This is a genomic window from Thiomicrorhabdus chilensis DSM 12352 (genome assembly GCF_000483485.1).
GTDB classification, from domain to species: domain Bacteria; phylum Pseudomonadota; class Gammaproteobacteria; order Thiomicrospirales; family Thiomicrospiraceae; genus Thiomicrorhabdus; species Thiomicrorhabdus chilensis.
Genome location: NZ_KI519609.1, coordinates 358093 through 380842 on the forward strand (window position 1 = coordinate 358093; position 22750 = coordinate 380842).

The 22750-nt window shown below is 48.9% G+C and carries 21 protein-coding genes; 10 read left to right on the forward strand and 11 right to left on the reverse strand.

Going from position 1 to position 22750, the window contains the following annotated elements; all coding sequences use genetic code 11:
• Positions 1-85: 85 nt before the first annotated feature.
• The 5 genes from B076_RS0101720 to arfB form a co-directional block, all read right to left on the reverse strand.
• Positions 86-997: a sulfurtransferase gene (locus B076_RS0101720; RefSeq protein ID WP_084205675.1), complete on the reverse strand. Its 912-nt coding sequence runs from the start codon at positions 995-997 to the stop codon at positions 86-88.
• A 395-nt stretch (positions 998-1392) separates the two neighbouring features.
• Positions 1393-3306, reverse strand: a complete 1914-nt coding sequence (locus tag B076_RS0101725; RefSeq protein WP_028485785.1) for a 5'-nucleotidase C-terminal domain-containing protein — start codon at positions 3304-3306, stop codon at positions 1393-1395.
• Between the two features lie 190 nt (positions 3307-3496).
• On the reverse strand, positions 3497-4114 hold the full coding sequence (locus B076_RS0101730) for a response regulator transcription factor (protein WP_028485786.1): 618 nt from the start codon (positions 4112-4114) through the stop codon (positions 3497-3499).
• Between the two features lie 5 nt (positions 4115-4119).
• Entirely contained in the window at positions 4120-6396 is a 2277-nt protein-coding gene (locus B076_RS0101735) for a sensor histidine kinase (protein WP_211230171.1), read from the reverse strand.
• Between the two features lie 241 nt (positions 6397-6637).
• Complete coding sequence (gene arfB, locus B076_RS0101740; protein WP_028485788.1) at positions 6638-7051, reverse strand: alternative ribosome rescue aminoacyl-tRNA hydrolase ArfB; 414 nt, start codon at positions 7049-7051, stop codon at positions 6638-6640.
• A 191-nt stretch (positions 7052-7242) separates the two neighbouring features.
• Here arfB and B076_RS0101745 point away from each other — a divergent pair, with 191 nt between their 5' ends.
• The 4 genes from B076_RS0101745 to B076_RS0101760 all read left to right on the forward strand — a co-directional run bounded on the left by B076_RS0101745 (position 7243) and on the right by B076_RS0101760 (position 11354).
• Positions 7243-7884, forward strand: a complete 642-nt coding sequence (locus B076_RS0101745; RefSeq protein ID WP_028485789.1) for a CBS domain-containing protein — start codon at positions 7243-7245, stop codon at positions 7882-7884.
• A 114-nt stretch (positions 7885-7998) separates the two neighbouring features.
• A complete protein-coding gene (gene dut / locus B076_RS0101750; protein WP_028485790.1) occupies positions 7999-8460 on the forward strand; it encodes a dUTP diphosphatase in 462 nt (153 codons plus the stop codon).
• Positions 8461-8620: 160 nt separating this feature from the next.
• Positions 8621-9820, forward strand: coding sequence for a hypothetical protein (locus tag B076_RS0101755; protein ID WP_157753489.1), 1200 nt, complete (start codon positions 8621-8623; stop codon positions 9818-9820).
• A gap of 151 nt (positions 9821-9971) precedes the next feature.
• Complete coding sequence (locus B076_RS0101760) at positions 9972-11354, forward strand: phosphomannomutase/phosphoglucomutase (protein ID WP_096777335.1); 1383 nt, start codon at positions 9972-9974, stop codon at positions 11352-11354.
• 80 nt (positions 11355-11434) lie between these two features.
• Here B076_RS0101760 and B076_RS0101765 read toward each other — a convergent pair whose 3' ends face one another.
• Positions 11435-12643 (reverse strand): aminotransferase class I/II-fold pyridoxal phosphate-dependent enzyme, encoded by a 1209-nt coding sequence (locus B076_RS0101765; RefSeq protein WP_028485793.1) that lies wholly within the window; start codon positions 12641-12643, stop codon positions 11435-11437.
• 185 nt (positions 12644-12828) lie between these two features.
• Here B076_RS0101765 and B076_RS0101770 point away from each other — a divergent pair, with 185 nt between their 5' ends.
• From B076_RS0101770 to B076_RS0101785, 4 genes are all read left to right on the forward strand, one after another.
• Positions 12829-13314: a YajQ family cyclic di-GMP-binding protein gene (locus B076_RS0101770; protein ID WP_028485794.1), complete on the forward strand. Its 486-nt coding sequence runs from the start codon at positions 12829-12831 to the stop codon at positions 13312-13314.
• A 41-nt stretch (positions 13315-13355) separates the two neighbouring features.
• On the forward strand, positions 13356-14270 hold the full coding sequence (gene argB, locus B076_RS0101775; RefSeq protein WP_028485795.1) for an acetylglutamate kinase: 915 nt from the start codon (positions 13356-13358) through the stop codon (positions 14268-14270).
• A gap of 50 nt (positions 14271-14320) precedes the next feature.
• Positions 14321-15130, forward strand: coding sequence for a mechanosensitive ion channel family protein (locus B076_RS0101780; RefSeq protein WP_028485796.1), 810 nt, complete (start codon positions 14321-14323; stop codon positions 15128-15130).
• A 114-nt stretch (positions 15131-15244) separates the two neighbouring features.
• Positions 15245-16006 carry a sulfite exporter TauE/SafE family protein gene (locus B076_RS0101785; RefSeq protein ID WP_038150336.1) on the forward strand — a complete coding sequence of 254 codons (762 nt, stop codon included), beginning with the start codon at positions 15245-15247 and terminating at the stop codon, positions 16004-16006.
• 102 nt (positions 16007-16108) lie between these two features.
• Here B076_RS0101785 and B076_RS0101790 read toward each other — a convergent pair whose 3' ends face one another.
• The 4 genes from B076_RS0101790 to nfo all read right to left on the reverse strand — a co-directional run bounded on the left by B076_RS0101790 (position 16109) and on the right by nfo (position 19106).
• Complete coding sequence (locus B076_RS0101790; protein ID WP_028485798.1) at positions 16109-16738, reverse strand: OmpA family protein; 630 nt, start codon at positions 16736-16738, stop codon at positions 16109-16111.
• Between the two features lie 189 nt (positions 16739-16927).
• Positions 16928-17464 (reverse strand): phosphohistidine phosphatase SixA, encoded by a 537-nt coding sequence (sixA, locus tag B076_RS0101795; RefSeq protein ID WP_051347338.1) that lies wholly within the window; start codon positions 17462-17464, stop codon positions 16928-16930.
• Positions 17465-17477: 13 nt separating this feature from the next.
• Positions 17478-18116 (reverse strand): orotate phosphoribosyltransferase, encoded by a 639-nt coding sequence (gene pyrE, locus B076_RS0101800; protein ID WP_028485800.1) that lies wholly within the window; start codon positions 18114-18116, stop codon positions 17478-17480.
• A gap of 150 nt (positions 18117-18266) precedes the next feature.
• Positions 18267-19106 (reverse strand): deoxyribonuclease IV, encoded by an 840-nt coding sequence (gene nfo, locus B076_RS0101805; protein ID WP_028485801.1) that lies wholly within the window; start codon positions 19104-19106, stop codon positions 18267-18269.
• A 150-nt stretch (positions 19107-19256) separates the two neighbouring features.
• On the opposite strand from nfo, the gene B076_RS0101810 reads away from it, so the two are divergent.
• Entirely contained in the window at positions 19257-19757 is a 501-nt protein-coding gene (locus B076_RS0101810; RefSeq protein WP_028485802.1) for a hypothetical protein, read from the forward strand.
• Positions 19758-19880: 123 nt separating this feature from the next.
• Complete coding sequence (locus tag B076_RS11785) at positions 19881-20972, forward strand: flavodoxin domain-containing protein (protein WP_157753490.1); 1092 nt, start codon at positions 19881-19883, stop codon at positions 20970-20972.
• 53 nt (positions 20973-21025) lie between these two features.
• On the opposite strand, the gene ppx is transcribed toward B076_RS11785, so the two are convergent.
• Complete coding sequence (gene ppx / locus B076_RS0101820) at positions 21026-22552, reverse strand: exopolyphosphatase (protein WP_028485803.1); 1527 nt, start codon at positions 22550-22552, stop codon at positions 21026-21028.
• Between the last annotated feature and the right edge of the window lie 198 nt (positions 22553-22750).

Consider the following 22750-nt stretch of genomic DNA (forward strand, 5'->3'; position numbering starts at 1 on the left):
TAGGGTCTTATCGCTTATCAAGAACCAAACCCTATTTTACTGTATTTACGCGTCATGGAGTGCGTGTGATTTCGTTCAAGGTCGTTTAACTGGGGTGGCCCGTTGTTAATGGTAAATTGAGCGCATTCCAACGGCGTAGGCCGGCATCGTGCAATCGTAGGTTTCGATAGCCATTGATATAGAACATAGCATAGTTGGTAGCCCCTCCGGTTCCGCCAAAACAGGTCAGAATCAAGGGTTGCTGCGGGGTAATCATCTGTGTCTTTAATAGGCTGGGTTGGTGTCCGGTATCAATGAATATCAGACCGTTTTCATCCGTTTGCAGGTACTCTTCCCACGGCTGATTTAGGCTTCCAGAAAGTCGCCCATAACGTGTATTGGCAGGAAATTTTTTTTGTCCGATGAAGTGGCTAGTAGGACGACCATCAATGACAGTGTAAAAGCCCCGTATGGTGTAAAGCTCGGAGGTTGTGATTTCTAGAGCGCCAAGAGAACGAGACCTGAAGTTTCCTGTTGGGTAAGACGGGCTCTCTTCCTGTATGGTCCCCCCATTTTTGATCCAGCCGTGCCAACCCTGATTTAGCATGGCGACTTGAGTGTGGCCTAGCCGATGGAATATCCAGAATAGGTAGTGCGCGCCCAGAACCTCGTTGAGGTTTTTGCCTTTGTAATAGAGAATCACCGCGTCATGATCGTTGACGCCAAGACGGCGAATCTTGTTTTCCAGCTTTGATAGTGAAAGATGAACCAGCGAACCATCATGATCCTGATAGCGCCAGTCGGATTTATTGGTGAAAATTGCACCGGGGATATGGCCTTCAAACTCGTAACTTGAGGCATCCGACATCTCGATGATTTTAAGGTTTGGTTGCTTAATATTTTGTTGTAACCATTTCGCCGAGACCGATCCGTCGATCACGGATGAGGCGTTTGAAACGGATGGTAATGCAAACGAAATGTAAGCCATAAGTATCCATGTTAGGGTGCGTTTTTCCATGTTGTTTCCTTAGAGCGGTTAAATAAGAGTGTTGTGAATACTGTGGCATAACGGGAGTTAAGAGGGGATTGGTGCAGAACCTATAAAAACTAATGGATGACCCCTAGTATGGGAGGGTAAAAAGTTTTCTTTAGGCATTAAATTTTGAGGCTCTAACTGAAGTCGGCCTTATTTAATTAAGAGGAAAATCATTGAGTTGAGTGACCAGTGTGTCTGTATGCCGTTTGTGGTTTTTAAGCGATGTGTTTAGCTTGAGAAGATGGCGTTTGGATAGAATAAAGGGCGGGTTCTAATAGGAAAAAGCCCCCTTTGACCACGGTGTCAAAGGGGTAAGTTTTATTCGATTATTTTGTGAAAAAATCAAATAAAACGGAGACAAATCAAATCATAGAACCTTATATTAGTTTGCCATCGTAGTCCTCCAGTCCAGGGTTGTTAGAAATGCCTTTGAGTGTTGGATGATTGACTTTCGTCAGTTTCATGTTCGATTTATGGTTGCGTAAGTAATCGGCTACCACATCCCAAATGGGACGACCATTACCGACTTCCTCAACCTGTCCCCAGCCAGCAATCGTATAAGTTTTATTTGGGTCGATGGGCGTACCATCGTCCAATTGCATATTGCTAATTCGGTTGCCAAGTGTGGAATTGGGTTCACAGGTATAATCCATACCGCCAACACGCACCATGTCGCCGCCGGATTGCAGATAAGGATCTTTTTGGAAGATATTTTCGCAGACTCCTTCAAGCACATCTTTGAGCTGGGCTCCTGTGAGTTCAGATTTGTAGGTTTCACCATAAGTCATAGAGGTTTCATCCATGACCCTTTCCATGGTGATGGTTTCGCCGGCGATGACCGAGGTGCCCCAGCGTACCCCGGCGGAAAGCGCAATCTGTGCATCATGCTCTTCACGAAGTGCGTTTACGATGATCTGATCCCACGTTCCCATGAAGTTCCCGCGGCGGTATAGGGTGTCTTCGGCAACAGCCAGTTCCTCGCTTAAGATTTCTTCAAACCGCTTGCCAAGACGGTCCGGATTATGCGCATATTTTGGATTACGCGATTCTATAATGGATTCGCTGTAACGTGTCTGGCGCATCTGTGTAATGAAGTCGTCGACTGTTTTATCGGCTGGGATTACGTTGGAAAATACGGGTAAAAGCTGGAAGTGGATGGCGTTAAGTTTGCCGTTTTTGATGTCCAGATCCATGCAGCCAACGAACTTACCATTAGAGCCGGCATTGGTAATATGGCATACGCCGCCTTCTGGGGTTTTAATCGGAATCGCCTTGGGAATGCCGTCATGGGTGTGGCCGCCGAAAATCGCATCGATTCCGTTGATGCGTGAGGCCATTTTGATGTCGACATCCATGCCGTTATGGGAAATCATGATAATGGCAGAAACATCTTCATGGCTACGTATCTGGTCTACAGTCTGCTGTAAGGATTCTTCACGAAGGCCGAAAGACCAGTCGGGGAAGTTGGCGCGTGGATTTGCATTGGCCGTTCTAGGGAAGGCTTGACCAATCACAGCGATACGTTGTCCATTGATGATTTTGATCGTATAAGGCTTAAAGGGCAACGCATTGTCCTCATCAAACAGACCGATGCCATGGTTTTGTTCGACCATCTCGCGGTAGTCATCGCCAAACAGGGAGTCTTCCTTAATGCGCATGTTTTGGGCGAGAAATTCTCCGTTGAATTTTGCAATGTTTCTGAGAACTTCCTGTTCAGAATAGGTGAACTCCCAGTGGCCGGTCATGATGTCAACGCCGATGAGATTGGAGGCTTCGACCATATCTTGGCCACGTGTCCACAAGGCGGTGGCCGAACCGTGCCATAGATCACCTCCGTCCATCGTCAGGGTGTTCTGTCGCCCGCCGGCTTGATTGCGCAAATGATCCAGTAGGGTTTTAATGTGTGCAAATCCACCGACTTTACCGAAGGTTTTGGAGGCCTCTTTAAAGTTTAGATAACTGAATGCATGCGCCAAAGGTGTGTTAGGTTCAATGTTCAGTTCTTTCAAAAGCTTGTGGCCAACCACATGGGGCAGTTTTCCAAATGCAGGGCCAATTCCAAGGTTAACGTTAGGTTCGCGATAATAAACCGGCTTGAGTTGAGCATGGGTATCGGTTATATGCAAAATGCGTACGTTTCCCTGCATGGGAAGGTGGTACATATCCATTGACAGAGCTGGAGTTTTGTCCTGGCTGGGTTGGGATGAAAAAGCGTTGGCCACTTTGGGTAACATTCCTGCGGCGGCGGCCATAGACATAACATGAAGAAATTCACGACGATTTAAAGACATCTGCATGCCCCCTTTTGTGAGTTAATCAAATAGATAAACAATCTAAGTTGAAAACCAGTTTACGGATTTTTCAGGGGGGGGATAACTAGGTTCTTTACCAAAATTACTTAGGGTTTTCCCTGATTTTGGATCATTAAAAGAGGGGGGGGGTAACTTCCCTTAAAATTTATAGTCAGACGTGATTTTGGCTCTAGTGAGGCGCTGAGTCTTTCCCCGCACGTATTGAGAGACGCACCAGTTCGGTGACGGTTTTGACTTCCAGTTTTTGCATTAAATTGGCGCGATGGACCTCAACCGTTTTGATGCTGATGCAGAGCTCGTCTGCAATCAGTTTGTTGGGCCGGCCTTGTAAGATCTCTTGCAACACCTGAGACTCCCGTTTGGAAAGTTTGTCAAAGCGTTCAGTCAGGGCGTTTTTATGTTCCCTGGATTTTTGCAAATCGTTGCACTGGTGGATCGCTACCTGAATGCGTTCTAGCATATGCTGATCGTTGTAAGGTTTTTCAATAAAGTCGAACGCTCCTTGTTTCATGGCTCGGATCGCCAGGGGAACATCTGCATGCCCGGTAACGATGATGACCGGAAAGTTAGGGTCGATTTCTTTGATTGCCTGATAAAGATCCATTCCATTGATGTTCGGCATGCGCACATCCAGCACCAAACATCCCAACAGGCCTGGTGAAAAATCTCGAAGAAAGTCGTGACCATTTTCATAGAGTCTGCTTTTGAGTTTGATCGATTCCAAAAGCCACTGCAAAGATTCCCTGACCAGCAGATCGTCATCCACTACATACACACATGCATCCATGACGCTTATTCCTTCGAATTTAAATGGGGGGATGTTGCCAGAGGCAAACGGAATGAAAACTCAGCACCGTGCTCGGTGTTCTTAACCTGTAAGCTACTACCATGCGCCTCAATAATGCTTCTGCAAATGGCGAGTCCAAGCCCCATTCCAAAAGGTTTTGAGGTATGGAAAGCGTCAAAAATTTTAGACATATCTTCCGGTTCAATTCCCTGTCCGGTGTCACGCACCTTAACGGTAAGGTAGTCGACTTCAATTTCGGTTGCAATGGATACCTGCCCCTTTGCTTCGCAGGCGTCAATGGCATTGCGGACCAGATTCAGCATCACTTGTTCCAACTGCACTCGATCGCCTTTGACCAGAACCGTTTGATTCTGAGAGGGGGTAATCAGGACAATGCCGTTCTGACGGGCCTCGGTGGCCAGTAGATCGAGCACCCGGCCTACCAGGATAATGAAATCAAAGGTTTCGTCTCGAGGAACGCCCGTTTGCACGAACTCACGCAGTCTTCGTATGATGCTGGTGGTTTGGTTAAGGCAGAGCAACGAACGGTTGAGTCCATTTTCAACCTCTGGGTTGCTGGCGTCTTCTTTTAAGCGTCTAAGGCTGCCGCTGATAAAGTTGGTGGCCGCCGTGAGAGGTTGGTTGATTTCGTGCGCCAAGCCACTGGCCATCTCGCCCATTGTATAGAGACGCGCTACTTTCCCGAGTTGAAGACGATAACGTTCTCGATCCTCCTCGATTTCGTGGCGTTCGATACCCGAACGGATCCATTGCGTAATCAATCGCAATAATTCCTTGTCCACATCGGCCAGTTCCTGCTCCTTACGGATTTGGCCTACAAGTGTCAGAATGCTGTGCAACTTGCCATTTACATTAACCGGCAGGCTAAGCATACGCTTATCGCAAGCCGGATTTTTATAGGATTGGATGTCACTGGACAGGTAGTTTTCCTGCAGGCATTGACGTATTTGTGTGTGAAGTTGGTAGTCGCCTTCAAATGCCGTAATGGTTAGGGTTTGATTGTTGAGGGTTTCAGCTTCTTCACTCTCAATCTGGTATAAAAAAACCGCCTCCATTTTGAAGTGTTTTTTGGCAAGAGCCATGAGTTGATGCAGTTTGTCCAGGTAGCCTGAGCTTGGATTGACCAGTATCTGATAAAAGCCTTGCAGGGCATTTTGGCTGCGGCGTAACGTGTTTTCTACTTTTTGTCGCGCTTTGATGTCTTCTTCCAACATGGAGTTGAGCTGAATGAGTTCAGCGGTACGCTGTTGAACTTCTTTTTCCAGATTGTCACGATGATTGGCTAATTCGGATTGAGACACGGCCAGTTTGCGGTTGACCTGACGCATACGGACGCTGAATATCATCAATATTAAAATCAATGCATTGATAAGGCCGACCGCCATTCCATGTTCATGAATAATGGCTTTTAGACTGACTTTATCCATGGGGCTGTAGGGTGGAAGTTTTAGGGCACGAAGCAGTCCATGTACTGTGGTGAGGTCTTGCGCTTCCGTCCAGCCGTATGCGGGGATGAAGTCAACTTTAGAATCCGGCTTGGGCATGCTGATCAATACTCGCGCCACCTCTTTTGCAAGCGCAATATCGGTCTGTTCTAGGCCAATGAAACTCCACTCTGGATACTGAATGGTGCTGTGACTGGGGAACATTGATTGATGGGGGTCACTGTTTAGAACTTTGATTTGACCGGGTTGCAATTCTCCGCTATCGATTAAATGTTCCAAAACCCCTGATTGAATCGCCGCCACATCCGCCTCGTTGCGTAAGATTGATTTAACGATGTTTACATCCGAATCATTGGAAAAAAACAGTTCAAAAAAGTCGTTTTTGGGGTTGATTCCCGCATCCAGAAATTGGCGCCAAACCATTTGGTAACCACCAAATTCATTTGGAGAGGAGGCCATAAAGTGTTGGCCTTTGAGATCGGCTAGGCTTTGGATATCGTCGCGTTCACTTCTGGTGATGATGGCTGCGCTGAAGTGGCTGAACGAATTTTGTCTGTAGCGCGATTGCAGGGTGGCGATTGGAAAGGCGTCATAGCTTTTTTCCAAAAGCACAAAATGAGCGGGGTTGGTGATCGCGAAGTCTAGTTGGTGTTTGCTGATTGAGTGGGTGAGACATTCGAGTCCCAAAGATTTGATGACAAAAGTGTGCTCTGGAATTTTTTGAGAAAGATTCTTGGCAGTTTTTTTCCAGAAGGACTGGTATTCGTCGCTGTTTCTCTGACTGAGTACACCGATTGAGATTAGGTCAGCGTGCACTATTTGTGGAAGAGCTATGATCAAAAAAATTAAAACACTCTTTAGGCGCATTGACTTCATGGTTGAGTAGACTCGTAGAATGTTTACTAAAGGAAAATTAAAGCCATATTTTAACACTGAATAAAAGAGGGGTCTTTTAGGGTAAACCCCAAGCTTTGGGGCGGAGGTGTCATATGGCGATAATGTAAGCGAATTCTAGAGTGTTTAAGTTAAAACGGTGAAATTTACCGGTATGTGCTGTTTAGTCGAGCACCTTGCCGCGCAATGATTTGATCCGGCCGCGTTTGGTTTTGCTGTCCAAACGGCGTTTTTGCGAGTTGCGGGTCGGCTTGGTGGCGTATCTTACCTTATGCACCACCGAGACGCTTTTGATCAGGCTTTGCAAACGTTGCAAGGCATCTTCTCGATTGGCGTCCTGGGTACGGAACTGCTGGGCTTTGATGACAATCACGCCCTCTTTGGTGATGCGCGAGTCCTTCAGGTTGAGCAGACGTTGCTTGTAAAAATCCGGCAATGAGGAAGTGGCAATGTCAAAACGCAGATGGATCGCCGAGGCGACTTTGTTGACGTTCTGCCCGCCAGCCCCCTGCGAACGGATGGCGGTCAGTTCGATTTCATTGTCCGGAATGGAAACGTTGGTGGAGATGATGAGCAAACCGATCTGCCTTTATTTAGGTGTGTGAGTGACTGGGCTGAATGACATACATTATCCCATTAAGCATAGGGTGCATTCAAATCGAAGATTAACCGGCCCTCTAACCAGGCCTGCCGGTTTTCAATTTTTATAATTTTGCAGTAAAAAAAACGGTACTATTGGTTTGTTAAACAACACCTTATGGAGGGAGTATGTTTGCAATCTATAATATTCAAGGCCGGCGTTTTCGTGACAATCTGGAAAAACTGCAGAAGGTTCGCCAGGTAAATCAAGGCGAGCAGGCTGCGTTTCATGAGAATGTCGCTCAGGATGAAACTTTGGTGATACAAGGCGCTTCAGCCGAAGACCAGCTTGAGATGCAGTCTGCGAAAGGGATTCAGGCCTATCGGGATCAGTTGCACCTGAACCAGCGCGCGCCAATTTACCATGTCCATCAGCTCATGAGTCATCCGGTGGTGACCATCCGTTTGGATACGCTGCTTGAAGAGGCGCATCGACATTTTCAGACTCACGGTTTCAATCAGATGCCTGTGCTGGATCCACAGCATAAATTGGTGGGCATGGTGACGGTTCAGGGATTGTTGAGGCTGATGACCATCGATCAGGATGAGGTGCGTTATCTGACAGGTAAAAGTGTGGCGGACGCCATGTCCAGTGAGGTGATCACCGCCGATCCGGTATCCGATGTGCGCCGAGTCGCCAAGGTCATGGTGGAATACCATCTGGATGGCTTGCCGATTGTGAACGAACATGATCATTTGGTAGGCATGGTGACGCGCAGTGACATCATGCGTGCGGTGATGAACGATCCCCCATTGAGTTTATGGACGTGAAGGAGTGGGAGGATAAGGTCAAACCCGCTCCGGCCGAATCGATATTTTGAGGTAGAATAGGCGTGTTTTAGAAATGCTCGCCGCATTTTGGCGAAATGGATAAAGGAAAATCACATGACCATGCAAGTTCAATACAAAATTTTAGACCCGCGTTTAGGCCAAGAAATCGAGATGCCGCATTACGGCACGAAAGGTTCCGCCGGTTTGGATTTGCGCGCCTGTATCGACGAGGCGATGACCATCGAGCCGGGGCAGACGGTATTGATTCCAACCGGCATGGCGATTCATTTGGACGATCCGGGCTTGGCGGCCATGTTGTTGCCGCGTTCCGGCCTGGGACATAAACACGGCATCGTCTTGGGCAACTTGGTCGGTTTGATCGATTCCGATTATCAAGGTCCCTTGATGGTTTCTTGCTGGAACCGCGGTGATACTCCATATACAGTTGAAGTCGGCGAACGTATCGCGCAGATGGTGATCGTGCCGGTGATTCAGCCGGTGTTCACCCAGGTTGAAGAATTTGGCGACGCCACCGAACGGGGTGAAAGCGGATTCGGGCATACCGGAACAAAGTAGTCTTTCAATTTAAGGTCGATATGACGTTTATGGCTTACTTTAAAGGTTGGTGAATTAATTAAAGTAATAAGCAATATTTCTTGAAATATGCTATTGTTTTTATTGAGAAATTGTTTTTTTCCTATATGCAGAAAGTGAAAAAGTAAGTCTGGAGGGGATGATGAAAGCAAATCCAAAATTGATCGTATCTTTTATGAGTGCCGTTATGTTGGCTGGCTGTGGAGGAGGAGCTTCAGATCAAGCATCATCCGACACTCCTTTGACAGGAACGTTTGTTGATAGTGCTGTTGCAGGTGTGGCTTATAAAACGGCTACGCAAAACGGTTCGACTAACCAAGATGGCAAGTATCAATATCAAGCGGGTGAAACCGTTACGTTCTCTATTGGTGGGGTAGAATTTCCGCCTGTTACCGCTAAAGCTGTAGTGACTCCGTTTGATATGTCAGCCACGTCAGCTGGTCAATTAAATATCGCACAGTTATTGCAATCACTGGATGAGGATGGTGATCCGTCAAATGGCATCCAGATTCCTGAATCTACTCATGATGCCTTGAAAGAGGTGTCTGATATTGATTTTGAAAAAAATGACGAGGCTTCCTTTAAGGTCCAGTTTGGTGATGCAGATTTGGATGGTGATGGGGAATATGACTGGAAAAGCCGTACAGAGGTTAAAGATCATTTAACCAATGTTAACGGCTTTGTAGGAAGTTGGATGTTAGCCAGCAGTGATGAGAACGGCTTGGTGTTCTTGAAATTGACGGCTGATAATCAATATGTCCTACTGAGTGACCAAGAATTCACGCAGGATGATGTTCTACAGGTTGGAAGCTATGCAATTGATAGCATCGACGACACGATCACCTTTACTAAGGAAATAGGCAATGTTTCGTCGAGTTTAGAATCGGGTCTGGCTTATCCTGTAGAGGTTTCAGATGATCTAAACGAATTGCAAATCACCAATGATTCAGGTGGTGAGTCTGAATTTGAGCGTGTGGTTTCATTGACCGATCAGGCTAAAAAACCGGATGCCATTAATGGTGTTTGGAAATTTAATTTTGACGATGGCACTAATAAGCTGGCTGTTTTCAATAAAGATAATACCTATATGGTGTTTTCATTGGAAGGCAATAATGCTGGTTCAGTCGTTTATGAAAAGGGGACCTATCAGATTACAGCTGAAGGAGGTTTCTCTTTTGCCGTGACTGAGAATGGCGATGGCAATAAAGGCTTTAGCTCGGCTAATCCAATCGGTTACAGCATTGAAGGGGCGACACTCACGTTAAGTGTCAGTGAAGGCTCTATAACATTGACCAAAATTTTACCTTTTGTTCTTAGCTCTTCAGTGACAATAACCTTTTGATAAGGCAACAAAAAATCAAGTAGCTTGAATACAGGCTCTTGCTATTGTCAAAACCGGCTTTTATGCCGGTTTTTTTATGTCCGGTGTAAATGTGTCATCCCTGCGTCTTAAAACTGCATTAAAATAATCGCATTGGAATTCAGGGAGCCGCATGATGGCACAGGTAGTTGAGAGCATTTTTAGAGCATACGACATCCGCGGCGTAGTGGACGAGGCGTTGTCCGAAGAGACGGTTGAGTGGATCGGGCGCGCTTTGGGTTCGGAAGTGATTCAGTCTGGTCAGAGCAAGATTGTCATCGGCCGTGACGGGCGCTTGTCGGGACCGCGTTTTATCGAGTGTCTGGCTAGAGGCCTGCAAGCCGCCGGTGTGGATGTGATCTATCTGGGTGAAGTGACGACTCCGATGGTGTATTTTGCCGCGGCCACGCTGGATGGCGTGAACTCCTGTGCAGCCATTACCGGTTCACACAATCCGCCCAACTACAACGGCATCAAGATGGTGGTCGACGGCACCACCTTGTCGGGCGACTGGATTCAGACGCTGCTGAAACGCATTCAAAACGATGACTTTGAAACCGGTTCGGGCTGTTTTTCGGAGTTGGATATTTCACAGGCCTATCATGATGCAATTGTAAAAGAGATCCAATTGAAACGTCCGTTGAAGGTGGTGGTGGATGCCGGCAACGGCGTGGCGGGTGAGTACGCTCCGCAAATCATCCACGATTTGGGATGCGAGGTGACCGAACTGTTCTGCGAAGTCGACGGCACCTTTCCGAACCATCATCCCGATCCGGCTAAACCCAAGAACCTGGTTGATTTGATAAACAAGGTCAAAGAGGTCGGTGCGGACATTGGTCTAGCGTTTGACGGCGACGGCGACCGTTGCGGTGTGGTTGACGATCAAGGCATGGTGATTTATGCCGACCGCCAGATGATGCTTTACGCACGCGATGTGCTGAGCCGTCAGCCGGGCGCGGAGATTCTGTTCGACATCAAATGCACCTCTCTTTTGGCCAAGGAAATTGAAGCGGACGGCGGCAAACCGACCATGTGGAAAACCGGACACTCGTTTATGAAAGCCAAACTCAAAGAGACCGGCGCGGCTTTGGCGGGCGAGGTCTCAGGACATATCTTTTTCAAAGAGCGCTGGTACGGATTTGACGACGGCATTTACGGCGCGGCCAGAATGTTGGAGATTGTCGCCGGACAGCCGCAAACCGCGCATCAACTGTTTTCGGCGTTACCGGATGCCTACAATACGCCGGAGATGGATGTGGAGTTTGCCGAAGGTGAGCATTACGCTTTTATGGAGAAATTCAAGAAAATCGCACATTTTGCGGATGCAACCATTTTTGATCTGGACGGCATTCGCGCCGACTTCGCCGACGGCTGGGGGTTGGTGCGGCCTTCCAATACCACGCCGGTTTTGGTGATGCGTTTTGAAGGTGAAACGCCGGAGGCTCTGAAGCGTATCCAGGCGGAGTTCAAGGTTCTGCTTCATCAAGTCGACCCGAATCTGGAGCTGCCGTTTTAGATCGAATTCAAGTTTAAAAACGTTTTTTTAAGAATGAGCAGGCCTGGCCGCAATTAATTTGCCACCAGGCCTGTTTGTTTTCAGGCGGGTGATTTTACAGGTAAGTGTTTGATGTATTGGGTTATTTTATCGACGGCGATTTGTAGTTGTTTCTCGTCGGTGGTGTAGGCCAGGCGCAGATGCTGTCTCGCTTTGTGTTCGCCGAAGTCGGTCCCCGGCGTTAAGGCAACACCGGTCTGTTGCAATAAATCGGCGGCAAAGGTTTCGGAATCGTCGGTCCAGGCCGACACATCCCAATAGAGATAAAATGCGCCTTGCGGTAATACTTTAAGGTTGAATCCAGCCTGTTGCATGGCATGAAACAAGACATTGCGGCGTCGTTCAAAGACCTGTCGGCGTTGTTCCAGCTGTTCAAGCGCATCGTCTTCCAATACCCGTAAAGCCGCATATTGCGCCGGTGTGGGGGCGGCCAGGAAAAGGTTCTGCCCCAGACGATCCAAAACCGGCATCAAAGGCAGGGGCGCGACACACCAGCCCAATCGCCAACCGGTCATGCCGAAGAATTTTGAGAAGGAGTTGATGACAATGACGTTGTCCGGCAGGGTTTTGTTGGCGAGAATGCTTTCCGCTGGACGATCATACACCAAGCCCTGATAGATTTCGTCGACCAGCAGATAGGCGTTTTTTTCGGCCAGAAAATGCGCTATTGCCAGCAGTTCGTGCTGTTCGATCACGGTGCCGGTTGGATTGGCGGGGGAGGCGACCATCACCAGTTTGATGCCGTCTTGCCAGTGGTCTTTTAGCTTGGCCAGAGTGAGCTGGTAGTTGCTGTGATGGTCAACCGCGACGCTCACCAAATCGGCATGCAGTAACTTGACGAATTGGCGGTTGCACGGATAGGCCGGGTCGCTCATCAGTACCTTGTCACCCGGATTGAGAATGGCGGTGAGCACCAGTTGCAAGGCGCTGGAAGAACCCGGTGTGATCATGAAACGTCCGCTTTCGACTTGGGCATCGTAAAAACGACGATAGAATTCAGCCAGCTTGTGACGCAAAGCCGGCAATCCCAAGGTCGGGGTGTAGTGGGTCAGGCCTTGTTGCATGGCTTCAAAGGCCGCTTGGTGAGCGCAATCCAGTGACGGAAAGTCCGGCTCGCCGATTTCCATATGAATGATCTTTCTGCCGCTGGCTTCCAGGGCCTTGGCTTCGCCCAGGATCTTCATTACCCGGAAAGGTTGAATGGCTTGGGCGACTTCGGAGAGCGGCGGGTGGAATGTCTTTGTAGGCATGGATATGACGACTTGTAAGGCAGTGAAAGAACGGGCCATTATAGTCGGGCTTGCGGTGCAAGCCAAATGTGCCGCCATGTGCGGGGCCGGAATAGATAAAAAGCCGTGTTAAACGGCTGTTTTTGTTAAAATAACGCTTTGATTTCAACAGGCCTGGTGAGAATTTCGGCCATAGAGGAGAGAAGATGCCTTCATTTGATATTGTTTCTGAATTGGATAAACATGAATTGACCAATGCGGTGGATCAGGCGAACAAGGAAGTGACCACTCGCTACGACTTTAAAGGCACGGACAGCAGTTTCGAACTTAAGGGAACCACAGTCACTTTGAAGACCGAATCGGATTTTCAGTTGAATCAGATGTACGACATTTTGGTTCAGAAGGCCAACCGTCGTGGCATTGACGTCAAATGCATGGATGTCAAAGACCCGACCATTCAGCTCAAAACCGCCGTTCAGGTGATTGAGATGAAAGAGGGGCTGGATGCGCCTTTGGCCAAGAAAATCATCAAGGCGATCAAAGATTCCAAAATCAAAGTGCAGGCCGCCAACCAGGGTGACAGCATCCGCGTCACCGGCAAAAAACGTGACGATCTGCAGCAGGTGATGCAATTGTTGCGCGGCATGGAAGACTTGGAACTGCCGTTGCAATTCAACAACTTCAGAGATTGAGCAGGCCTGGCCAGTCTCCCCTTACAGAAAGAATAACGCCCATGAGAGTGCAAAACACCATGAACCTGAATAAAGAACAAGCCCAAAACATCGCTTCGGTATTGGCCGAAGCCTTGCCGTATATCCAACGTTTCTCCGGTAAAACCATTGTGGTCAAGTACGGCGGGAATGCGATGATCGACGAAAAGCTCAAAGAGGGCTTTGCGCGCGACATCGTCTTGATGAAGCTGGTGGGCATCAATCCGGTGGTGGTGCACGGCGGCGGTCCTCAAATTGGTGATCTGCTGAAACGGGTGGGTAAAGAGTCCGAGTTCATTCAGGGCATGCGTGTGACCGACACCGAAACCATGGACATTGTCGAAATGGTATTGGGTGGACAGGTGAACAAGGAGATCGTCAATCTGATTCACCGTCATGGCGGGAACTCGGTGGGATTGACCGGTAAGGACGGCAATCTGATTTGTGCCAAGAAGATGCACATGGAGTTGAATGCGCCGGAACTGAATGCCCCGGAAATCATCGATTTGGGTCACGTGGGTGAGGTCGAGAAAATCAATACCCAGGTGCTGGACATGCTGATTCAGGGCGATTTCATTCCGGTGATTGCGCCGGTAGGGGTGGGCAAAGACGGTCATTCTTACAACATCAACGCCGATCTGGTGGCCGGAAAGGTCGCCGAAGCCTTGAACGCCGAGAAACTGATGTTATTGACCAATACCGCCGGCTTGCTCGACAAAGAAGGCAATTTGCTGACCGGTTTGACCGCAAAAAAAGTGGACGAATTAATTGGTGATGGTACTATTTATGGTGGTATGTTGCCTAAGATTCGGTGTGCGTTGGATGCGGTGCAGAATGGCGTGCATTCAGCCCATATTATCGACGGACGTGTGGAGCATGCGGTGATGTTGGAAGTGTTTACCGATGAAGGTGTCGGTACTCTGATAACAGCGGAATAAATATCGAATTGGATCGGTGATTCAATTCAAGTCTCAGAAGGAAGGTTATTATGGATATAGAACTCATGATGAATGATTATGCGATTCCATGGGGAATCAAGATTGCTCTGGCGATTTTGATTTTTGTAGTGGGTCGTATGGTGGTCAAAGGCATTGTTAAGATTGTCAGAAAGCTGTTGGGTCGTACCGGTAAGATGGATGAGATGCTCATCAACTTTGTCGCTTCGATCATCAATGCGGTATTGTTGCTGTTTGTCATCATCGCCTCGTTGGATCAGTTGGGTGTGGATACCACCTCTTTGGTCGCCTTGATTGGTGCCGCCGGTTTGGCCATCGGTCTGGCGTTGCAAGGGTCGATGCAGAACTTTGCCGCCGGGGTGATGATTTTGGTCTTCAAACCTTTCAAAAGCGGTGACTTCATTGATGCCGGTGGGGTGACCGGGGTTGTTGAAGCGGTGCAGATTTTCAGCACCACCATGCGTACTGGCGACAATAAAGAGATGATTGTGCCGAATGGCGCCATCTATTCGGGCCCTATCACTAATTTCTCAGCTCGTGATACCCGTCGTGTGGATATGGTGTTCGGCATCGGTTATGACGATGACATCCGCAAAGCCAAGACCATTCTGGAAAAACTGGTTGCCGAAGACGAGCGCATTTTAAAGGATCCGGCTCCAGTGATTGCATTGTCGGAGCTGGGTGACAGCAGTGTCAATTTTGTGGTTCGCCCATGGGTCAATTCCGCAGATTACTGGGCGGTCATGTGGGATATGAATGAGAAGGTCAAATTGACGTTTGATGAAGAGGGTATTTCCATCCCTTATCCGCAAATGGACGTGCATTTGCACAAGCAGGATTAGTGTTGACCGGGTCTAGCCCGTTTTGAAACCATTTAAGCCCCAGACGCCGTGCTGGGGCTTTTTTGTTTGTATTATTGAATGCATCGCCATTGCGCGATGTTTGGAAACTCTAAGATGTTGTTAGACCAGCTTGTGCTTTTTATCGTCTCTTTGGTAGCCAATCTGTTTTCCGCCTTGGCGGGGGGCGGGGCCGGATTGCTGCAGCTGCCCGCTTTGTTGTTCCTGGGACTGCCGTTTGGCACTGCGCTCGCCACCCATAAGGTGGCCAGCGTATTTTTGGGTTTGGGCGCCACAATGAGACACCTGAAATCCTCCACGTTTGACTGGCGTTTCTCCGTTTTCATTTTGGCGACCGGGCTTCCCGGTGTGGTGTTGGGTGCAAGCCTCATTCTGCAAGTAGACGATCGTCTGTCGCAGTTTCTGCTCGGTGTCTTGACCTTGGGGTTGGGGCTTTATTCGTGGTTCAAGCCCGAATTAGGTCAAATTGAAAATGTACAGAATAGAAATCGGGCAGGCCTGCTGTGGGGCGGTCTGGTGTTGTTTATGATTGGTGCCTTAAACGGCTCTTTGACCTCGGGTACCGGGTTGTTTGTCACCTTATGGCTGGTGCGTTGGTTTGGACTGGATTATAAGACTGCGGTGGGCTATACCCTGATTCTAGTCGGTATTTTCTGGAACGGTTCCGGAGCCGTCACTTTAGGCATGTTGGGCACCATTCAGTGGGATTGGCTGCCGGCACTGATTTTGGGCTCCCTGATTGGGGGCTATTTAGGGGCGCACTTTGCCATTGTTAAAGGCAATCGCCTGGTGAAACGCAGTTTTGAGGTGGTGACCATCTTGGTGGGGATTTCATTGATTGCCAAAGCGATGCTCTGACAGTGAGGCACGTTATTTTTAAGGGCGATAAAAAAGGCCGTTGAGCGGATTGCTCAACGGCCTTTTTTTCAAACCACGATGTTAAAAAGAGAGGATTAAACCTTACTTAACCACTTCAATTTCAACACGACGGTTCTGTGCACGACCGTCTTTGGTTTTGTTGCTTGCAACCGGGCTGGACTCACCCATGCCGGCCGCTTCGATGCGGTTTCCGTCGATACCGCTTTCTTCAAGGTAGGTCTTAACCGCATTTGCACGTTTTTCAGACAGTGTCTGATTATACGCTTCACTGCCGGTTGAATCGGTATGTCCGGTAACTTTGATGTTTTTGTCCGGATTACGTGTCATGTAACCAGAATAGACATCCAACTCTTCCTTGGCATTTGCTTTCAAGTCCGCTTTGTTGGTGTCGAAGAAACCACGGAAAGCCGCAGGTGCATCTTCTTGTACTTTTTCAACGACTGGCGCTGGTTTTGGGGCAGGAGCCGGAGCAACCACTGGAGCCGGAGCCGGTTCTGGTTTTGGTTCTTCCCAACCTTCACATTTTGCGATGGCGGTTTCTTTGGTCCAGTCGATTGAACGAACACACCCACCGAAATTGTCACGAACCACATCACCGTCAGAATCAATGGCATAAGCTGTGGTGCCTTCGCTTGGGATGTCTTCAGCGTGAGCCGGTGCAAATGCAGCCATTGAAATGATGGCGAATAAAGGGAGTAGTTTTGTTTTCATGGTAAATATCCTCTTGATTAAAAGCTTCTTAAGAGCTTATTGGAAGTAGAAAAAATTTTCTAATTGAAATATAACATTTTTAAAAACAACTGCATAAGGGTTTTTGCCTAACAACTTATTTAGTATCAATAAATCGTATCGATACAGTATTAGGCAATCAGAAAAAATTCTTAGAGTGACAACTGAGGATCAGTCTTGAAGTTTGATGTCTTTGGGGCGCATGAACTGAATCAGTTTGCCGTCACCGGAAGCCAGGTTTTGCCAATCGTCGGGAAGCACGAAGTGGGCGAGACTTGCGGTTGGAAAAAGGTCGGTTTGTGATTCCTCGGTGGAGCTATTGAGGTAGTTGAAGAGACGTTCAAGCCCAGGGTTATGACCGATGATCATCAGGCATCTGACATTGGGGGCTTCGGCCAAGATGCTTTTCAAGGTCTCCAGATCGGCGAGATAGAGCGCTTCCACTGTCTGCGTATCGGAGCCGCACTCCGAACAGATGCGTTTCAGTGTCTGTTGGGTGCGTTTGGCCGGTGAGGTCAGAATCATGTCAGGAATGATGCCTTCCTGTTGTAGCCACTTTCCTACTTTGGCGGCGTTTTTTTTGCCTTTTTCAGCCAGCGGACGATCGATATCCGCCAGGCTGTCATCCTTCCAGTCCGATTTTGCATGGCGCAACAGAATCAGTTCGCGCAATCGGTGTGATGTAGGAGGGGGAGATTCTGTTTTCATGTCGTTCATCTGACTAGGCGATACCATATTGTTTACGATACTCCACCATCGCATCCAGATAGTTCTGCATGTCGGGTTGGGTTTTAAGGTAATCGATGATGTCGTTCAGGGTGATGATGCTGATGACTGGAATGCCGAATTCCACTTCCACTTCCTGAATGGCTGACAAGTCGCCCTGACCTTTTTCCATGCGGTCCAAGGCGATCAACACTCCGGCAGGTTTGGCGCCATTGGACGTGATGATGTCGATCGCTTCGCGAATGGCGGTGCCTGCGGTGATGACGTCGTCGATGATCAATACCTGACCTTCCAGGGCGTGTCCGACGATATTGCCGCCTTCACCATGGTCTTTGGCCTCTTTACGGTTGAAGGCGTAAGGTTTGTCGATACCGTGTTCCTGAGCCAGCGCCACGCTGGTGGTGGCGGCCAGCGGAATGCCTTTATAAGCGGGGCCGAAAAGTACGTCGAAATCGATGTTCGAACCGGCGACGGCCGAGGCATACCCTTGGGCCAAGGTCGCAAGTTGTCCGCCGGTATTGAACAGGCCTGCATTGAAGAAATAGGGGCTTTTGCGTCCCGATTTAAGGGTGAATTCACCAAGCTTAAGCACGCCGGCTTGCATGACAAATTCGATAAATTGATTTTTATTCATTGAACGGGTTCTTTGTTTTAAGAGTGATTATCTTACTCCATGCAAATTCTCGCCCGCAAGTTTTTTACCGGATGGGTTTTGCGGGGTTTGCATGACCATGAAGAATCAAATCTTCTGTGACGGGGTTCAAGCCTGAGGCATGGCTTGAATTCAGTCTTGGCAGTAAGATTTAAGTTGGGCGATTTCTTGCGGCCAGATTTGCGGGTCGATGGTTTCCAGGGTCATGGGAATTTCATCGATACGCGGATCTCGCATGATTTTTTTGAACGCTTCCCAGCCGATTTCGCCTTCTCCCAAGCTGTGGTGGCGGTCAAGCTTTTGTCCGAGTTTGGCTTTGGAGTCGTTAAGGTGCATGCCTTTAAGGTATTCGAATCCGACCACGTCGGAAAAGTCCTGCATCACACCGTCATAATCGTTTTTCAGATCGTAACCGGCCGCATAGGCATGGCAGGTGTCAAAGCACACGCCGATACGGGTTTTATCTTCAATCTTGTCAATCAGGTAGGCGAGCTGTTCGTGTTGGTAGCCCAGGTTGGAGCCTTGTCCTGCCGTATTTTCAATCACCGCAGTCACACCTTGGGTTTGCTCCAGGGCGAAGTTGATGGACTCCGCGATGTAATCCAGGCATTGCTGCTCTGAAATCTCACGCAGGTGACTGCCGGGATGAAAATTCAATAAGGTGATGCCAAGTTGCTGGCAGCGTTGCAGTTCGTCAATAAAAGCATCCAGCGATTTTTGGCGTTTATCGACATCCGGATGTCCGAGGTTGATCAGATAGCTGTCGTGCGGCAGGATCTGTTTGGAGGTGTAGCCGTAACGTTCGCAGTTGGCTTTGAATTGTTCAATGCTTTTTTCAGTGAGCGGCTTGGCGACCCATTGACGCTGGTTTTTGGTGAACAGCGCAAAGGCCGTGGCACCAATTTCATGCGCTCTAATTGGCGCGTTTTCAACACCGCCGGCTGCAGAAACATGGGCTCCGATGTATTTCATAAATTAAATTCCTCTGTTTTTTGCAAAGACATGAGTGAATTGGCACATTCTCTGCATAGGTAACCAATAGATAGGATTATACCGAATAAATAGACAAAAAATTGACACCTCGTCTTGCAGGCGGCCGGTGTTCACACGAGGGTGGGAAAAATGGCGATTGATTTACGAAATGTGGAACCTTTGGGATCGAAAAGTGTGCTGTTGGAGCAGGCTATGCGCCGCCATCGCAGCAATGCCAATGGCAAGGGTTTGGTGCATGACGATATGGACATGTCGGATATGGTGACGCCGGATTTCGAGTGGTTGAATGAAGACAAGACGGCATTGAAAAACTTGGTGGCGCAAATGGATGCTTCGATTGGCCAGTTGTCTCAGCAAATGAACCAGCTGGAGGAGCAGTCTGGCAAGTCGCGTCATTTGCTTGAAAAAGAACAGCAGCTATTGTTCAAACAAATCAAGACCTTGAACGGCCTGCTGAAAAAGCAGGTGGATGTGTTTTCGTCAATGGAACGCCAAATGTCAGAAATCGAAATCAAGCAGAACAACATTGTGCCTCAAGTGGGCATCGGCCTGGTGGCCGGGTTGATGTCGGCAGTTACCATTCTGGTGACGGCGCCTTGGATGACAGTGTTGATGGAACACATTCGCTAACGGTAATATGAATATGCGAGCCGTGTCTCTGGCGCGGCTTGAAACATTTGCGCTGCGCTATTGGTAGTTTGGCGTGCTAAAATGCAAGGCTGATTCCCTAACCCAAATATAGTGGACCAAGCCGTGCAACTTCGTGTCAAACACAACATTAATCTGACTCCCTTATGTGCCGACAAAGCGATTTATCATCTGGCACTCACTCCCCTAGAACCGATTCAGCTCGACTATGAGCCTGGCGACTGGTTGACTTTGCAATTTGAAAATCAGCAGGCCTGGGTGCAAGCGGTGCTCACAAAGCTGGGCCTAAGCGGAGAGGAAGAACTCGAACTCAGGCGAGCAGGAAAGGTTTCGGCGCACGAGGCGTTGTTGCGGCATTTGGAGATTTCCCAACTCAACCCGGCTTTGTTGAATAAGATTCAGCGCCAATATCAATTGGGCGACTGGGCCGACCGACAGGCGATGATGGACTATGCCTATGGACGAGATATTGTCGATTTGCTGGCGGTTTTTCCCGAGTTATGTGAATTGGGGCTTGAGTTTTTAAAGCTGCTGGCGCCTTTGGCACCGCGTTATTATTCGATTGCTTCGACTCCGGTTGCGGTTGGTAATGAGGTGCATCTGCTGGTCAAGTTGGTGGCGTATGTGAATACGACTGTGGGTCGCCGCATGCATTACGGGGTCGCCAGTTATGCCATTAGTCAATTGCAGTCGGGCGAACGGGTTGAGTGTGAGTTGAAGGCCAATCCGACGTTCAAACTTCCGCAAACCCCGGATTTGCCGATAATTATGATCGGTGCCGGAACCGGCATTGCGCCGTTTATCGGCTTTATCCAGCAACGCATCGCACAGCGGGCCAGTGGTCGAAATCTATTGTTTTTTGGCGAAACCCACCAGGCCTGTTCATTTTTATTTGAAGACGAGCTGACGGCTTGGCAACAGGCCGGACAGATTGAGTTGTTTACCGCCTTTTCACGTGATCAGCCTGAGAAATGTTATGTTCAGCATCGAATGCTGGCGAATAAGCAATTATTGTGGTCCTTGATGGAACAGGGGGCGCACTTGTATATTTGCGGCAGCCAGCAAGGTTTGGCTCAGGGCGTGACCGAGACTTGGCTGGACATGATTATGGAGTTTTCCGTTTGCGACCGGGAAGGCGCTTTGCAAATCTGGCAGGCCTGGCGTAAAAGCAAACGCCTGCAGATGGATGTGTATTAGGCACGGGCAGCGCTTGGCTTTTTACGCCAAGTCGTTTGATTGTGAGTGAGTGCCTATTCAAACGTCAGCTGGAACCCGGCGGCATCCAGTCGTTTGGCCTCGATTTCCAAATCCAGGCGGCTCAATGGGTGTTGTTCCAGCCAGTGCTCATCAAATTCGAGATGCAACTGGGTGTCGTTTTCGATGAACAAGATCGGCTTGATGACCTCGAAGTCGCGGCCGCGATGAATTCTCACCGCCAGACGCAACAAAACCGTTAGATACAGCAATTTTTGCGGTTCGATATCGATTTCGTCATAGGCTTCGATGATGAATTTGCCGCGATGGTTCAGTAGCATAGTGCTGAGCATCTGTTTTTCCTGCTGATCGAACCCCGCCATTTCCGCCTGAGCGATCAAGTAGGCACTGTGGTGGCGGTAACGTTTGTAACTGATAGCGATGCCGCACTCATGCAGCTTGGCCGCCCAGTTTAGCAGTTTCTTGAAGTTGTATTCGGTATTACGCAGTTGCCATATGTTGTGCGCCTGCTTGAACAGGTTCATGGCGGTTTTGGCGACATGTTCTGCCTGCTGGGTATCTACGTGCATCCACTGTTGCATGGCGGCCACGCTCAGCTCACGGGCATCTTCCGCAAAAAGCCGACCCAGCGTATCGAACACCAGACCTTCGCGCAAAGCGTTGGAAGAGACTTGCATCTGCTGGATATTGAGCTCTTCAAAAGAGGCAATCAAAACCGCCAAACCGCCCGCCAGTACCGGGCGACGTTCATCCTTGAGGCCTTCCAGTGATAGCGCCGCAGCACTTTGGGTTTCGATTAAAACATCCCGCAGCTGATAGAGCCCCTTGAGGGTGATGCCGCCTTCACTCCAGTGATTGACTTCCAGAATTTGGCCAATCGACTTGATGGTGCCGGAGGCGCCGATGGCGGTATCCCACCCCAATTTTTTGAGTTTGCCTTGATGCGGTCGGAGAGTCAGGCGGCAAGAGGAAATGGCTTGATTCATTTTGCTGGCCGAAATCTCATCATCGGCAAAAAAGCCTTGGGTGATGCTCACGCAGCCCATCTCGGTACTGGTCAGATGATTGTGGGTGAAGCCTTTGCCAATGATGAACTCCGTACTGCCGCCGCCGATGTCCATGACCAAACGCTGTTCGTCGCTGTTAGGCAAACCGTGCGCCACCCCCAGGTAGATGAGGCGTGCCTCTTCTTGTCCGGCAATGATTTGAATGTTGTGGCCTAAGGCTTTACTGGCCTGTTGCAGGAAAATTCGGCTGTTACGGGCGTTGCGCAGGGTGTTGGTGCCAACGGCGCGCACGTTTTGAGCTGGGATGTTGTTGATGCGCTGTCCAAAACGTTCCAGACAGGCGATGGCTTTATTGAAGGCTTTTTCATTAAGCGTGCCGTCAGCTTGCAGACCGGCACGCAAGCGAACCATTTCCTTGTGTTTGTCGATGACTTGCATTTGTCCGTGGGTTTCACGGGCGATAATCATATGGAAACTGTTGGAGCCCAGATCTATCGCGGCGAATAAACCGCTGTCTTGGGAGGCGTTTTGCGGGTCGGTTTCTGTTGTTTTCATACTTACAAGCTTCTGATAAGCCGCTTAAGATCAAGTCATGAAATAAACGGTTTCACATTAAAGTTGGTTCGTTCAGTGGGAGGTCCGGCGGTTTTGTAACCGACGTGAAGTTCCCCGTCCGAAAAGAGCACATAGTGTACTCTTTTTTGGGTTAACGGGCGATAAAACTATTTTGTGAAGGCTCCTCAAACGCGCTTT